Source organism: Labrenzia sp. PO1, assembly GCF_012273635.1.
Classification (GTDB): domain Bacteria; phylum Pseudomonadota; class Alphaproteobacteria; order Rhizobiales; family Stappiaceae; genus Roseibium; species Roseibium algicola.
In genome coordinates this window covers 1412903-1427446 of record NZ_JAAXCR010000002.1, presented here as the reverse complement: position 1 = coordinate 1427446, position 14544 = coordinate 1412903, and the positions used below count along the sequence as shown (strand labels likewise).

General features: G+C 59.6%; 14 protein-coding genes. 13 read left to right on the top strand and 1 reads right to left on the bottom strand.

The features are described 5' to 3' along the window. Positions 1-16 precede the first annotated feature (16 nt). On the bottom strand, positions 17-925 hold the full coding sequence (locus HCG46_RS14465) for a helix-turn-helix transcriptional regulator (RefSeq protein ID WP_209009459.1): 909 nt from the start codon (positions 923-925) through the stop codon (positions 17-19). 287 nt (positions 926-1212) lie between these two features. Here HCG46_RS14465 and HCG46_RS14460 point away from each other — a divergent pair, with 287 nt between their 5' ends. From HCG46_RS14460 to HCG46_RS14400, 13 genes are all read left to right on the top strand, one after another. After that, entirely contained in the window at positions 1213-2148 is a 936-nt protein-coding gene (locus tag HCG46_RS14460) for a branched-chain amino acid ABC transporter permease (protein WP_022999209.1), read from the top strand. A gap of 3 nt (positions 2149-2151) precedes the next feature. After that, positions 2152-3486 (top strand): high-affinity branched-chain amino acid ABC transporter permease LivM, encoded by a 1335-nt coding sequence (gene livM / locus HCG46_RS14455; protein WP_168686575.1) that lies wholly within the window; start codon positions 2152-2154, stop codon positions 3484-3486. Beyond that, on the top strand, positions 3483-4328 hold the full coding sequence (locus HCG46_RS14450; protein WP_022999207.1) for an ABC transporter ATP-binding protein: 846 nt from the start codon (positions 3483-3485) through the stop codon (positions 4326-4328). The genes livM and HCG46_RS14450 overlap by 4 nt, the downstream gene beginning before the upstream one ends. After that, on the top strand, positions 4325-5056 hold the full coding sequence (locus HCG46_RS14445) for an ABC transporter ATP-binding protein (protein ID WP_022999206.1): 732 nt from the start codon (positions 4325-4327) through the stop codon (positions 5054-5056). Before HCG46_RS14450 ends, HCG46_RS14445 begins: the two co-directional genes overlap by 4 nt. Positions 5057-5065: 9 nt before the next feature. Beyond that, a complete protein-coding gene (locus tag HCG46_RS14440) occupies positions 5066-5434 on the top strand; it encodes a DUF6867 family protein (RefSeq protein WP_022999205.1) in 369 nt (122 codons plus the stop codon). A 146-nt stretch (positions 5435-5580) separates the two neighbouring features. Beyond that, complete coding sequence (locus tag HCG46_RS14435; protein ID WP_031268732.1) at positions 5581-6681, top strand: branched-chain amino acid ABC transporter substrate-binding protein; 1101 nt, start codon at positions 5581-5583, stop codon at positions 6679-6681. 483 nt (positions 6682-7164) lie between these two features. Further along, on the top strand, positions 7165-8259 hold the full coding sequence (locus HCG46_RS14430; protein WP_022999203.1) for an ABC transporter ATP-binding protein: 1095 nt from the start codon (positions 7165-7167) through the stop codon (positions 8257-8259). An 81-nt stretch (positions 8260-8340) separates the two neighbouring features. After that, complete coding sequence (locus HCG46_RS14425; RefSeq protein ID WP_022999202.1) at positions 8341-9441, top strand: extracellular solute-binding protein; 1101 nt, start codon at positions 8341-8343, stop codon at positions 9439-9441. Between the two features lie 107 nt (positions 9442-9548). Beyond that, the gene (locus HCG46_RS14420; RefSeq protein ID WP_022999201.1) at positions 9549-10814 is read left to right on the top strand and encodes an ABC transporter permease; all 1266 of its coding nucleotides are present in this window, start codon (positions 9549-9551) and stop codon (positions 10812-10814) included. Between the two features lie 8 nt (positions 10815-10822). Next, positions 10823-11677, top strand: a complete 855-nt coding sequence (locus HCG46_RS14415) for an ABC transporter permease (RefSeq protein WP_031268731.1) — start codon at positions 10823-10825, stop codon at positions 11675-11677. Positions 11678-11878: 201 nt separating this feature from the next. Further along, positions 11879-13108: a M24 family metallopeptidase gene (locus tag HCG46_RS14410; RefSeq protein ID WP_168686574.1), complete on the top strand. Its 1230-nt coding sequence runs from the start codon at positions 11879-11881 to the stop codon at positions 13106-13108. 198 nt (positions 13109-13306) lie between these two features. Then, positions 13307-13726, top strand: coding sequence for a hypothetical protein (locus HCG46_RS14405; protein ID WP_055657000.1), 420 nt, complete (start codon positions 13307-13309; stop codon positions 13724-13726). 29 nt (positions 13727-13755) lie between these two features. Then, positions 13756-14529, top strand: coding sequence for a MinD/ParA family protein (locus tag HCG46_RS14400; protein ID WP_168686573.1), 774 nt, complete (start codon positions 13756-13758; stop codon positions 14527-14529). Positions 14530-14544 lie beyond the last annotated feature (15 nt).

Genomic DNA, 14544 nt, shown 5'->3' with positions numbered 1-14544 from the left:
CTGAAGGCGGCGCGGGTCAAGCGGACAACCAGCGGACGGAGCCGTGGCCGGCCAGGTCATAACCGCCGAGCGCCGCGGCCTTGTCCCGGAACTCTGACGTTCGTGCAAATTCGAACAGCATCTGAACAGGCGGGGTGAAAAAGGAGCGCCGGTCGATAAGCAGGTCGAAGCATTCCTCGGCCAGCGGCACGAAGGCCAGCTTGAAAGGTCTTGCCGCGGTTTCGATGCCGAGCGCGGCATCGGCTTCACCGGCGGCAACGGCCGACGCCGCATCGTTTTCCGTGTGGGCGGTGGCAGGGCCGGTGGTCAGATCTGCTTCGCTCAGGCCGGCATCGGCAAGCAATCTGGAAAACAGGAGGGCAGTGCCGGTGCCCGGCTGGCGCATGGCAACGCGCCTGCCTTTCAGATCGGCAACGGATCGAACAGTCGGCGCAGCCTCCCGGGAAACCAGAAGGCCGCGTTTGCGGGATGCCCAGCTGATCAAGACCGCGTCCTTCAGGCCCAGCTCGCTGATTGACGCGACATTCCAGCCGTTTTCTTCCGGCAGATGCAGGCCGGCAAGGGCGGCGTCTCCGGCGGCAAAGCGGTTCAGACCGTCCGCGCTGCCGTTGCACAGCATGGCCAGTCCGCAACCGGAAGCATGAACCGCCCAGTCCAGCAGGGGGTCGTGTGATCCGGCCAGAACGCCCGGGCGTTCCGGTGTCGCGGCGGCAGTCGGACCTTCGATCCAGGACCGCAGTTCGGCTGCGGGAAACAGGAGTTTGCCCGTGATTCGCCGATGCGGGATCTCGTTGGCGGCGGCAAGGTCGTAAACCTTGCGTTCCTTGACCCGCAAAAGGTCGGCCACTTCCTTCGTGGTCAGGAACTGAAGCTGCTGTGTGCCGGTGTCGTGCAAGGTGTTGCCCATGATTGATTCTAGGGACATTATCGGAGGAACTTCCGGAGAGACAAGACTGTCCGGAAAGACTTCGTCTGGTCGGTTTGACGGATAAAGGAAACCGTACCGCCCGGGCCGGATTTTTCTGACCTGATTTTTTAAAAAGTGGAATAAATTTCCTCAAAGTTCGAAAAGAGGAAATCTTTTATTTTTATCTTTTGCCGGATACGAGAGGAATTGTCTCACCTCGCGTGACTTGCTAATGAAGCTTTAATGAAGGCAAAAATGCCTCGTTCAAAGAAGCAGCAATGGCTTCCGGGGGTAACAAAAAGAATATGGATTACTTTCTACAGCAGCTGATCAACGGCGTGACGCTAGGGTCGATCTACGGCCTGATCGCCATTGGCTACACGATGGTGTACGGCATCATCGGGATGATCAACTTCGCCCATGGTGACATCTTCATGGTCGGCGCCTTCATCGCGCTGATCTTCATCGTCGCTTTCGGCATCACGGCAGGCCTGCCAGTGGCGCTCCTCATTCTGGCGCTGATCGGTGTCCTGGTCATTTCGATGGCCCTGACGGCGGCCTGGGGATGGACGGTCGAGCGGATCGCCTACCGCCCTCTGCGCGGCTCCTTCCGCCTGGCACCGCTGATCACGGCGATCGGCGCTTCCATCACGCTTCAGAACTTCGTTCAGATCTCGCAGGGCGCGCGCAACAAGCCTCTGCAGCCCTTGATCTCCGGCGGCTTCACGCTGAGCGACGGCGGACCGGACGGAACCGGCTTCATCGTGCAGCTGTCCTACACGCAGATCCTGATCATCGTGGTGACCGTCGTTCTGATGGTCGGCTTCACCTTCCTGATCAACAAGACCTCTCTGGGCCGTGCGCAGCGCGCCTGCGAGCAGGATCGCAAGATGGCGTCGCTCGTCGGTGTCAACGTCGATCGGACGATTTCGCTGACCTTCGTCATGGGTGCAGGCCTTGCGTCCGTCGCAGGTCTGATGTTCCTGCTCTACTACGGCGTGATCGACTTCTACATCGGCTTCCTGGCCGGTGTGAAAGCCTTTACCGCTGCGGTTCTTGGCGGTATCGGCTCGCTGCCGGGTGCCATGCTCGGCGGGTTGTTGATCGGCCTCATCGAGACCTTCTGGTCCGGCTATTTCTCGGTCGAGTACAAGGACGTTGCCGCCTTCTCGATCCTGGCGATCGTGCTGATCTTCATGCCCGAAGGCCTGCTCGGCAAGCCGGAAGTGGAGAAGGTCTGATCCATGTCAGCAAAATCTGAGAACCTCTTCATGGTGTCGCTCAAGGATGCGGCGGCCGGGGGTGCGATCGCGCTTGCCCTGTTCGGTGTCCTGATCGGCATGAAAGCCGAGGTCGCAAGCGGCCTTGGCGGTCAGCTCGGCATTGAATACCGCTGGGCAGCCGTTGCCATTGCAGTCGCCATCGTCTTCGGTGGGCGGCTGCTCCTCAACCTGTTCGTCTGGAAGGCCGACAAGCCGGTCACCGAAACGGCGAAAGGTTTCCTGCCGAGCGCCAAGCCCCTGGCCAAACTCGGCAAGTTCGCGATGCCGGTGTTTCTGATCCTGGCTGTGGTCCTGCCGTTTCTGCTGATGTCGGCCTATGGATCGCGCGGGTCGCGCCAGTATCTCGACCTTGCCATTCTGGTGACCACCTACGTGATGCTCGGCTGGGGCCTGAACATCGTGGTCGGCCTCGCCGGCCTGCTTGATCTGGGATACGTCGCCTTCTACGCGGTCGGTGCTTATTCCTACGCGCTGCTGGCCCAGTATTTAGGCTTCTCCTTCTGGATCTGTCTGCCGCTCGCCGGCATCCTGGCCGCTTTCTGGGGTATCATCCTGGGCTTCCCGGTGCTGCGTCTCAGGGGGGACTATCTTGCCATCGTGACGCTGGCCTTCGGGGAAATCATCCGGGTGGTCCTGCTCAACTGGTATGACTTCACCGGTGGCCCGGACGGTATCTCCGGCATTCCGCGGCCGAGCTTTTTCGGTATCGAATTCGAGCGCGGCCCGGGCGGCTTCGCCGACACCTTCGGTCTGGAATACAATTCCATTCACCGCATCATCTTCCTCTACTACCTGATCCTGATCATGGCTCTGGTCACCAACTTCGTGACCATGCGTCTGCGCAAGCTGCCGGTCGGGCGGGCTTGGGAAGCCCTGCGCGAGGATGAAATCGCCTGCCGCTCGCTCGGCATCAACACCACCAACACCAAGCTGACCGCTTTTGCGCTCGGTGCGATGTTCGGCGGTTTCGCGGGTTCGTTCTTCGCCACCCGGCAAGGCTTCATCTCGCCGGAAAGCTTCACCTTCATCGAATCCGCGGTCATCCTGGCGATCGTCGTTCTCGGCGGTCTCGGCAGCCAGATCGGTGTCGTCATCGCCGCAGTCGTGATGATCGGTGGTTTCGAGTTCTTCCGCGGACTGGAAGAATACCGCATGCTGGTGTTCGGGCTTCTGATGGTCGTCATCATGGTCTGGAAACCGCGCGGCCTCATCTCCACCCGCATGCCGTCGATAACCCTCAGCGGCAAGAAGGCCAAGGGCATCAGTGCCGACCTCGTTCAGGAGGGCCACGGATGAGCTCCTGGGATACAAACCCTGTCCTGACGATCGAGCATCTGACCATGCGCTTTGGCGGCCTGGTCGCCATCGACGATCTGTCGTTCAATGTCGGGCGCGGTGACATTACCGCCCTCATCGGCCCGAACGGCGCCGGCAAGACCACCGTCTTCAACTGCGTTACCGGCTTCTACAAGCCGACCGAAGGGCGGGTCGTGATGAACCGCACCAACGGCGAGCATTACCTGCTCGAGCGCATGGCGGATTTCCAGATCTCTGCGAAAGCCAAGGTCGCCCGTACCTTCCAGAACATCCGCCTGTTCGGCGGCATGACCCTTCTGGAGAACCTGATGGTCGCGCAGCACAATCCGCTGATGCTGGCTTCGGGCTATTCGCTTGCGGGTATCTTCGGTCTGGCAACCTTCCGCAAGGCAGAGCGTCAGGCAGTCGAAAAGGCGCGTTACTGGCTGGAAAAGACAGCGCTCATCGACCGGGCGGACGCCCCGGCCGCTGACTTGCCTTACGGCGACCAGCGCCGTCTGGAAATTGCCCGGGCCATGTGCTCCGGTCCGGAGCTGCTGTGTCTGGACGAACCGGCTGCGGGCCTGAACCCCAAGGAAAGTGGCGAACTGAACGCGCTCCTGCAGTACATCCGCAAGGAGCACGGCACCTCTATCCTTCTGATTGAACACGACATGAGCGTTGTGATGGAAATTTCGGATCACGTCGTGGTTCTGGACTATGGCGAGAAGATCTCCGACGGCACGGCGGCCGCAGTGAAGGACGATCCGAAGGTGATCGCCGCCTATCTGGGCGTACCGGACGAGGAAGTCGACGCCGTGGAAGAGGAGGTCGGCATATGACAACCTCCAACCACCTCCTGGAAGTCAGGAACGTCGAGACCCACTACGGCAAGATCATCGCGCTGCGCGGTGTCGATCTGACCGTCGACCGGGGCGAGATCGTCTCCCTGATCGGGGCCAACGGCGCCGGCAAGTCGACGCTGATGATGACCATCTGCGGCACGCCGCAGGCCAGTTCCGGCCAGGTTATCTACGACGGCGAAGACATCACCCGCATGCCCACCCACCAGATCATGCGCAAGTCGATTGCGCAGTCTCCGGAAGGGCGGCGGATCTTCCCGCGCATGAGCGTGATGGAAAATCTGATCATGGGTGCGGAAATGGCCGGCAACCACGATCTGGAAGCCGGACTTCAGCGCGCCTTCGACCTGTTTCCGCGCCTCAAGGAGCGCCGGAACCAGCGCGGCGGCACGCTTTCGGGTGGTGAGCAGCAGATGCTGGCGATCGCTCGGGCCCTGATGTCCAACCCGCGTCTTCTGCTTCTGGACGAACCGTCTCTCGGCCTTGCACCGCTGATCGTGAAACAGATCTTCGATGCAATCCGGGATCTCAACCAGAGCGACGGTCTCACCGTCTTCCTGGTGGAGCAGAACGCCTATCATGCGCTGAAACTGGCACACCGGGCCTACGTGATGGTGAACGGCAAGATCACCATGTCGGGTTCCGGCAAGGAACTGCTCGCCCGCGAGGACGTGCAGGCGGCCTATCTCGAAGGCGGAAGACACTAGGAGCGCGCTATGGGTATTCTTTATCAGACCAGTTTCGGCGTGTTTCTCGTCCTGCTGTGCTGCCTTGGCGGCGGCGCGGCCTGGATGACGGGACGTGCCTGTGCCAACACCTGGCGGCCGCTTTATGTGCTGTTCTGGTTCGTGTTCCTGTTGAGCCTGGCGATCAGGTTCCTGACCTTCGCCCTGTTCGACGGAACGCTACTGTCGGTGCACTATCTGGTTGTAGACTATCTCATTCTGCTTGCAATCGGCCTGGCGGGATGGCGGTATACACGCACCAACCAGATGACGACGCAGTATGTCTGGCTTTACGAAAAGACGAGTCCCTTCAGTTGGCGGTTGAAGACCGGCCAGACGGACAAATACGCCAAGGATTGAGAATTCCGGAGGTGCGTTTTCCGCACCGATGGGGAACCGGCTGGGAATGGACGAAAAACAACAAGAATCGTCCCTGGCCCGGCCAAAACGGAAGCACGGGCTTCCATTCCAAGTGGTCCAGATAACTGGAACCAGGGGAGTTGATGATGAAAAAGTATCTTTTGGCTAGCGTTGCTGCAGTTGCCGGTGTGGCCATGTCCACCGCCGCTTTTGCAGACATCGTGATCGCAACTGCAGGCCCGATGACCGGCCAGTACGCCTCCTTCGGCGCGCAGATGAAAGCCGGTGCCGAGCAGGCCGTGGCGGACATCAACGCAGCTGGCGGCGTCAATGGTGAACAGCTGGTGCTGGAAGTGGGCGACGATGCCTGCGACCCGAAACAGGCTGTTGCCGTTGCCAACCAGATGGTCGGTAAGGGCGTGGTCTTCATGGCCGGTCACTTCTGCTCGGGCTCTTCCATCCCGGCATCCGCCGTTTACGCGGAAGAAGGTATCGTCCAGATTTCTCCGGCTTCCACCAACCCGAAGTTCACCGACGAACGTCCGGGCCCGGGCACCTTCCGCGTTTGCGGTCGAGACGACCAGCAGGGTCAGGTTGCCGGTACCTATCTGGCAGAGGAATTCGGCGACAAGAACATCGCCATTGTTCACGACAAGACTGCCTATGGCAAAGGCCTCGCCGATGCCACCAAGGAAGTCATGAACGCTGCCGGCAAGAACGAAACTCTCTACGAAGCCTACACTGCCGGTGAAAAGGACTACACCGCGCTGGTTTCCAAGCTGAAGTCGGAAAACATCGACGTTCTCTACGTCGGCGGTTACCACACCGAAGCCGGCCTGATGAAGCGTCAGATGGTCGACCAGGGCATGAGCACCGTTCTCGTTTCCGGCGATGCACTCGTGACCGACGAATATTGGTCGATCACCGGCCCGGCTGGCGAAGGCACTCTGATGACCTTCTCTCCGGACCCGCGCAAGAACCCGGAAGCTGCTCCGGTCGTGAAGGCACTTGAAGACGCCGGCAAGACCGCTGAAGGCTACGCGCTCTACACCTACGCCGCCATCCAGGCTTGGGCAGCAGCTGCCGCAGCTGCCGGCTCCACCGAGTATGACGACGTTGTCGGCGCCCTGAACGACGGCGACTTCAAGACCGTTCTCGGCGACCTCTCCTTTGACGACAAGGGCGACGTCACCCTGCCGGGCTACGTCTGGTACGAGTGGAAAGACGGCCAGTACGACTACAAATAAGTCGTATACGCTGCAAGGTTGATGCTTAGCGTCAGGCCCCGTCCGGCAGTTGCCGGGCGGGGTTTTTTGTTGCCCGCACGGTGCCCGCGTCTCCCTTGTCGCGCTATTTTCCGCATGACGCAGCCAGAGCATTCCGTGACGTTCTACGGCTATTGGTGCAAGTTGGCTTGCGCGAAACTCTTCTAGAGGCACAACAAAGAACATCGTTGTGTAGTAAAGATTGCCGAACCCGGAGAAAGATATTTCTTTCTTCGGGCGCTTCTTCTTGAGTAAAAAATACGGCTTCATACCGCGCTGCAAAATATTAAGTCGGCGCCTGACTAAAAAATATCCAAATTTTTTTCATAACCCCTTTCCAAAAGGCAGTAATTTTGTTTTTCTATGCGCGTTCGCACACATCGATAGCTCTTCAGGAACAGAGGTTACCTGGAGGTTATTGGTCGTGCGTCTAATAATAATGATAGAAGCTGACTTGGGGACACAATGGCGAACACACGGGGCGCTGCTGTTAAGTATGACAGCGTTCAAAAGAGCTATGACGGGGAAACCCTGGTCGTAAAGAACCTCAATCTCGATATTCCGCCGGGCGAATTCCTGACAATGCTCGGCCCGTCCGGTTCCGGCAAAACCACCTGCCTGATGATGCTGGCCGGTTTCGAACCGGCAACGCATGGCGAAATCTACCTGAACGACCGTCCGATCAACAACGTGCCCCCGCACAAGCGCGGCATCGGCATGGTGTTCCAGAACTACGCCCTGTTTCCGCACATGACGGTGGCCGAGAACCTCGCCTTTCCGCTTCAGGTGCGCGGTGTCGGCAAGGCTGACCAGCAGGAAAAGGTCAAGCGGGCTCTCGAGATGGTCGAGCTCGGTTCGTTCGGCAATCGCCGTCCGGCACAGCTCTCCGGTGGACAGCAGCAGCGCGTCGCAGTCGCCCGTGCCCTGGTGTTCGATCCGGAGCTGGTACTGATGGACGAGCCGCTCGGTGCGCTCGACAAGCAGCTGCGCGAGCAGATGCAGTACGAGATCAAGCACATTCACGAGAACCTGGGCGTCACCGTCGTCTACGTGACCCACGACCAGACCGAAGCGCTGACCATGTCGGACCGCGTGGCTGTGTTCAACGATGGTGTCATCCAGCAATTGTCGACGCCGGACGATCTCTATGAAGATCCGAAGAATTCCTTCGTCGCCCAGTTCATCGGTGAAAACAACAAGTTGAACGGCAAGGTCGTCGAGATCAACGGCTCTGAGTGCCTTGTTGAACTCGATGACGGCACTAAGCTTAAGGCTGACAAGGTCAACGTGTCCGCCGTCGGCGACAGGACGACCCTGTCCCTGCGGCCGGAACGGGTGGAGTTCGACACCCACGACACGATGGACAATCTGGTCAACGGCCGGATCGAGGAACTCATCTACCTCGGTGACCATATCCGCGTTCGCATGAACGTGGGCGGCAACGACGAGTTCATCGTCAAGGTTCGCAACCGCGGAGAAAAGCGCAAACTCGCCGTCGGCGAGACAGTCCGCGTCGGCTGGGCGCTGAACGACTGTAAAGCGCTCGATGCGGTTGTCTGAAATCGCCCGGCGGCCGGCAACCGGCCGCCAGCGACCACAACGGAAAAATCCGTTAAATCCTAAAAGAGGGAGCTAACTCACATGAAGCTCAAAACTGTAATTCTCGCAGGCACCGCTCTGGCATTTGCCGGCAGCGCGGCCATGGCGAAGGACATGACCATCGTTTCCTGGGGCGGCGCCTATCAGGCCTCCCAGAAAAACGCCTACGCCGATCCGTATGTCGCGGAAAACTCCGACATCAACGTGATCTGGGACGAGTCTTCGAACGAGGCTGTCGCCAAGCTGCGCGCCATGAACGAAGCCGGCAACATCACGTGGGATCTGGTCGACGTGGTTGCTTCCGACGCGATCCGTCTGTGCGACGAAGGCCTGGCACTGGAAATCGATCCGGACACCGACCTTGCCGATGCACCGGACGGTACCAAGGCTTCCGAAGACTTCGGCGACCTGCTGGTCTCCGAGTGCTTCATTCCGCAGATCGTCTACTCCACCACCTTCGGCTATCGTTCCGACATCGCGGAATGGAACGGCAAGGAGCCGGACGACATCTGTGACGTGTTCGATCTGGAAACATTCCCGGGCAAGCGCTCGCTGGAAAAGCGCCCGATCAACAACATGGAATGGGCTCTTCTGTGCGACGGCGTGCCGAAGGAAGAAGTCTACAACGTTCTTGAGACCGAAGAAGGTCAGGAGCAGGCATTCAAGAAGCTCGACACCATCAAGGACAACGTCGTGTGGTGGTCTGCTGGTGCGGAAACCCCGCAGCTTCTGGCCGACAAGGAAGTCGTGATCGGCTCCACATACAACGGCCGCCTGTTCTCCCTGATCGAAGAGCAGAAGCAGCCGGTCAAGATGCTGTGGGACGCTCAGGTGTTCGACCTTGACGGCTGGATCATTCCGGCCGGTCTGCCGGAAGACCGCCTCGCCATGGTGAAGGACTTCGTCAAATACGCCACCGACACCCAGCGTCTGGCGGATCAGGCGAAGTACATCTCCTACGGCCCGGCTCGCAAGTCCTCGGCACCGCTGGTTGGCAAGCACGCCGACCTCGGCATCGAAATGGCTCCGCACATGCCGACCGACCCGAACAACGCCAAGAACACCTTCCTCTATAACTACGAGTGGTGGGCGGATTACCGGGACGACATCGACGCCAAATTCCAGGCGTGGCTGGCCCAGTAATCAACTGATGCTGTTCGCGTTCGGATGAACGCGGACAGATGAGAAACCGGTCCGGGTGAGGCGATGCCTCACCCGGATCTCCCAACGGATTTGCGGAAGACTGTTTCATGAGCGATACCCACGCGGGCGAGGTTCTGACGACGCAAGACGGCAAGCCGCTGAAGGCAGCCCTTGCCAAGGCGCTGCGCCGCGAGAAGCTGCGCGCCCTGGCGCTGATTGCGCCCCTGCTGATTTTTGTCCTGCTCACCTTCGTTGCCCCGATCGTGGACATGCTGTTCCGCTCGGTCGAAAACGGGATCGTGGAAGACACGCTTCCCAAGACCGTCATCGCTCTTCAGGAGTGGGATCCAACCTCCGGCAATGTGCCCGATGAGGTTGTCTTCGCGGCGCTTTACGACGACCTGGTCGTCGCCGTCGAAGAAAAGACCCATACCCGCCTCGGCTCACGCCTCAACTACGAGGAAACCGGCGTTTCCAGCCTGTTCCGCAAGACAGGGCGCGGCGTCAAGCGCATGGACGAAGCCGGTCCCTACAAGGAACAGTTCATTGACCTCGACAAGGACTGGGGCAATGTCGAGACCTGGCAGGTCCTCAAACGGTTCTCGCCGCGCTATACGGCCGGCTATTTCCTGAATGCCTTCGACGCGCAGCAGACCGCGAACGGGATCGAACTGAAGCCGGAAGACGAACGGATCTACATGTTCCTGTTCGGCCGCACCCTGTTCCTGTCTATCGCGATCACCGTGTCGTGCCTGCTTCTTGGCTATCCGATCGCGTTCCTCTTGTCGGCGTTGCCGCTGCGCTCCTCCAACCTGCTGATGATCCTTGTGCTTCTGCCGTTCTGGACATCGCTTCTGGTGCGGACGTCGGCCTGGAAGGTGCTGTTGCAGCAACAGGGGGTGATCAACGACTTCCTTGTCTGGACAGGCATCATCAGCGACGCCGGACGCCTGGTCATGATCAACAACCAGACCGGCACCATCATCGCCATGACGCATATCCTGCTGCCGTTCATGATCCTGCCGCTGTATTCGGTCATGAAAACCATTTCGCCGTCCTATGTGCGCGCGGCCAAGAGCCTTGGCGCCAACGACTGGACCGCGTTCTGGCGGGTGTATTTCCCGCAGACCGTGCCGGGCATCGGCGCGGGTGCCGTGCTCGTCTTCATTCTGTCGATCGGTTACTACATCACACCGGAACTGGTGGGCGGAACGTCGGGCATCTTCATTTCCAACCGGATTGCCTACCACATCTCGTCGTCGCTCAACTGGGGTCTGGGCGCAGCGCTCGGCACGTTGTTGCTCGTCGCGGTTCTGGTGCTCTTTGTTGTCTACGACAAGATCGTCGGCATCGATAACGTGAAACTCGGATAGGTGGCGGCATGAGTGCACTTCCTCCCTACGCGTCTCCTCTCCAGCGGACCTGGTACTATACGTTCCGGGTGATCTGCGGGCTGATCTTCTTCTTCCTGATCTTCCCGATCCTGGTAATCCTGCCGCTCAGCTTCAACGCGGAGAACTTCTTCACCTTCACCAAGGCGATGCTGGCGCTCGACCCGGCAGGCTATTCCTTCAAGCACTACCAGGACTTCTTCACCAATCCGGACTGGCAGCAGGCGCTGACCAATTCGGTGCTGATCGCACCTGTCGCCACCATCTTGGCGACGGGCTTCGGCACCCTGGCGGCCATCGGCCTGTCCCAGTCCCATGTGCCCTACAAGTCCGCGATCATGGCAGTGCTGATTTCGCCGATGATCGTGCCGCTGATCATCTCGGCGGCAGGCATGTATTTCTTCTATTCGCGCATCGGCCTGCAGGGCACCTATTGGGGGGTTGTTCTGGCCCATGCCGCGCTTGGAACGCCCTTCGTCATCATCACGGTGACGGCGACACTGGTCGGTTTCGACCGCAGTCTCGTGCGGGCGTCGGCCAGCCTGGGCGCCAACCCGGTTACCACCTTCTTCAAGGTGCAGATGCCCCTGATCATTCCAGGTGTCGTCTCCGGAGCGCTGTTTGCCTTCATCACCTCCTTCGATGAAGTGGTGGTGGTGCTGTTCCTAGGATCCGCCGGGCAGAAGACATTGCCCTGGCAGATGTTCACCGGCCTTCGCGAACAGATCTCGCCGACCATCCTGGCGGTGGCATCCCTGATGGTGGCCATTTCCATCTGCCTGTTGACCGTACTGGAGCTGCTGCGCCGCAGGTCCGAACGCCTGAGAGGTCTGTCCCCGGGCTGATCCCGGGCGGGCTCGAGGAGCGCCCCGCTGCTTTCAAGGTGAGCCGGTGGCGGAACGCCAGTCACCGGGTGGAGACAGGGTCTCCCGGTAGCAAGACATTTTGAATTTGGGCCTGGCGGGCCGGCTTCTTCGCGGAAGCCGGCCCGTTTTGCGTTTCAGGCCCCCGGAAACCGAAGCTCGAACGAACGGAAGGAGCCTTCAATGAGCAACGACATGATCCGCATTTATGAAATGAACAACGGCGAGAAGGCGTTTTCGCCCTTCTCGGCTGCCGAAATGGACAGCCGCCAGGCAAAACTCCGCAAGCTGATGGCGGACCGGCAGATCGATGCCGCCCTGTTCACCTCCTATCACAACATCTGCTACTACTCCGGCTTCCTCTATTGTTACTTCGGCCGCAAATACGGCTTTCTGGTCACGCAGGACAAGGCAACCACGATTGCGGCCGGTATCGACGGTGGTCAGCCCTGGCGCAGGACCCACGGCGACACCGTGATCTACACCGACTGGCGCCGGGACAATTACTTCCACGCCATCCAGGCGTTGCTTGGGATGCCCAATCCTGCGGTCAAGCGCATCGGCATCGAGTTCGACCACGTCTCCCTCGACATGCTGAAGCTTCTGGAAGCCGCGCTTCCGGGCGTGGAGCTGGTCGACATTGCCGCCGACGCAATGGCGCAGCGCACGATCAAGAGCGCCGAGGAGCACGTGCTGATCCGCGAAGGCACCCGCATCTGCGACGTCGGCGGCGCGGCTCTGGTGGAGGCGGTTCAGGCCGGCGTTCCCGAGCACGAAGTCGCCATGGCCTCGACCAATGCCATGATCCGGGAAATCGCGAAGTCCTTCCCGTTCGTCGAGCTGATGGACACCTGGACCTGGTTTCAGTCCGGCATCAACACCGACGGAGCGCACAACCCGGTCACAAACAAGAAGGTGGAGGCCGGCGATATCCTCAGCCTCAACTGTTTCCCGATGATCTTCGGATATTACACGGCACTGGAGCGGACCCTGTTCTGCGAATATGCCTCCGACGAGCACCTGCGGCTTTGGGAGATCAACTGCCATGTCCACCGCGAGGGACTGAAGCTGATCAAGCCGGGTGCGCGGTGCTGCGATATCGCAAGCGAGCTGAATGACATCTACCGTAGCCACGATCTCCTGAAGTACCGCAGCTTCGGCTACGGCCATTCCTTCGGTGTGCTCAGCCACTACTACGGCCGTGAAGCTTCAGTGGAGTTGCGTGAGGATGTCGACACGGTGCTTCAACCGGGCATGGTCGTCTCCATGGAGCCGATGATCATGATCCCGGAAGGCGAAGCCGGAGCAGGCGGTTACCGGGAACACGACATTCTGATCGTTTCGGAAACCGGGGCTGAGAACATTACCGGTTTCCCGTTTGGACCGGAGCACAACATCCTGCCGAAACGATAAGGCGGCAAACTTTCCGGTGTTGGGAAGAACCCTGGCGGCAAGGTGCGTGCATCTTGCCGCCAGTGACGGTCTTGTAAGGAACCCGTCGCAATCCAACGAATGCTCCGGGGCGATCGCAGGACCCTTCAACAAACATCTTGGGTTACCCGGCAAGGCATGATTTAACCGGGCTATCTTCGAGCGCCTGCGGAGGGCTGAATGACCTCATCCGACACCATGAAACCTGCTCTGGCCAGTCTGGCCCGGACCTGTGAAGCGATCGCCAACGGGCGCTTCGACGAGGTCGAGGAGCTTTATCAGGTGATCACGGACGAGGGTGTCGAAGCCGATATTCGCGCTTTGGCGGAAACCTTTTCTGGCATGGTCGTGCAGGTAGAGGCACGCGAATTCCATTCCAGCCAGCTCATTGCGGAATTGACGGAAACCAAGCGCCAGCTGGAAGCGGCCGAAGCGAAGCTGCGCAAGGAAAATGCCGAGCTGAAAACCCGGCTGGACAAGTTCGAAGTCACCTACGACAAGGAACAGGCGCAGGCTGAAATCGAACAGGTGAGCGATTCCGACTATTTCCGTTCCCTGCAGTCCCGCGCCAAGGATCTTCGATCCCGGTACAAGTCCTGAACTTTCAAAACATCCTTCGAGATTGATCCGTGACCAAAATCATTTCCACTCATTCCTATCGCGGCGGCACGGGCAAATCCAACGTCACGGCCAACCTGGCCGCGGTGCTTGCCCTGCGTGGTCACAGGGTCGGCATTGTCGATACGGATATCCAGTCCCCAGGCATCCACACCCTCTTCAAGGTCGATCTCAACACGGTCAACAACACGCTGAACAACTACCTGTGGGGGCATTGTTCGGTGACTGATACGGCGGTCGATGTCACGGAAAACGTGGTCGATGGCGACGGCAACCCAACGGTGCCGGACGGTGGCAAGGTCTTTCTGGTGCCTTCATCGATCAAGACCGGTGAGATCGCACGGATCCTGAAGGAAAAATATGATGTCGAGGATCTGAACCGGGGTTTTGTGGACCTCTGCCGGGGCCTGGAACTCGACTATCTGCTGATCGATACCCACCCGGGCGTCAACGAGGAAACACTGCTTTCCATCGCTATCTCCGACGCGCTGCTTTTGATCCTTCGCCCTGACATCCAGGACTATCAGGGCACCGCAGTCACATTGGAACTGGCGCGCAAGCTTGAGGTGCCGCAGCTGTTTCTGGTGGTCAACAAGGCTCTGGAAACCTTCGATTTCAACGAGTTGGCACAGCGCATCTTTTCCAACTACCGCACGCCGGTGGCAGCTGTCCTGCCGCTGTCGACGGATCTCATCCAGATCGGCAGCACAGGCCTGATCAGCACCCAGCAGCCGGATCACGGTTTCACGCGGGCAATCGAGACGATCGTCAATTCCATCGAGTGATTACAGTTGCAGGCC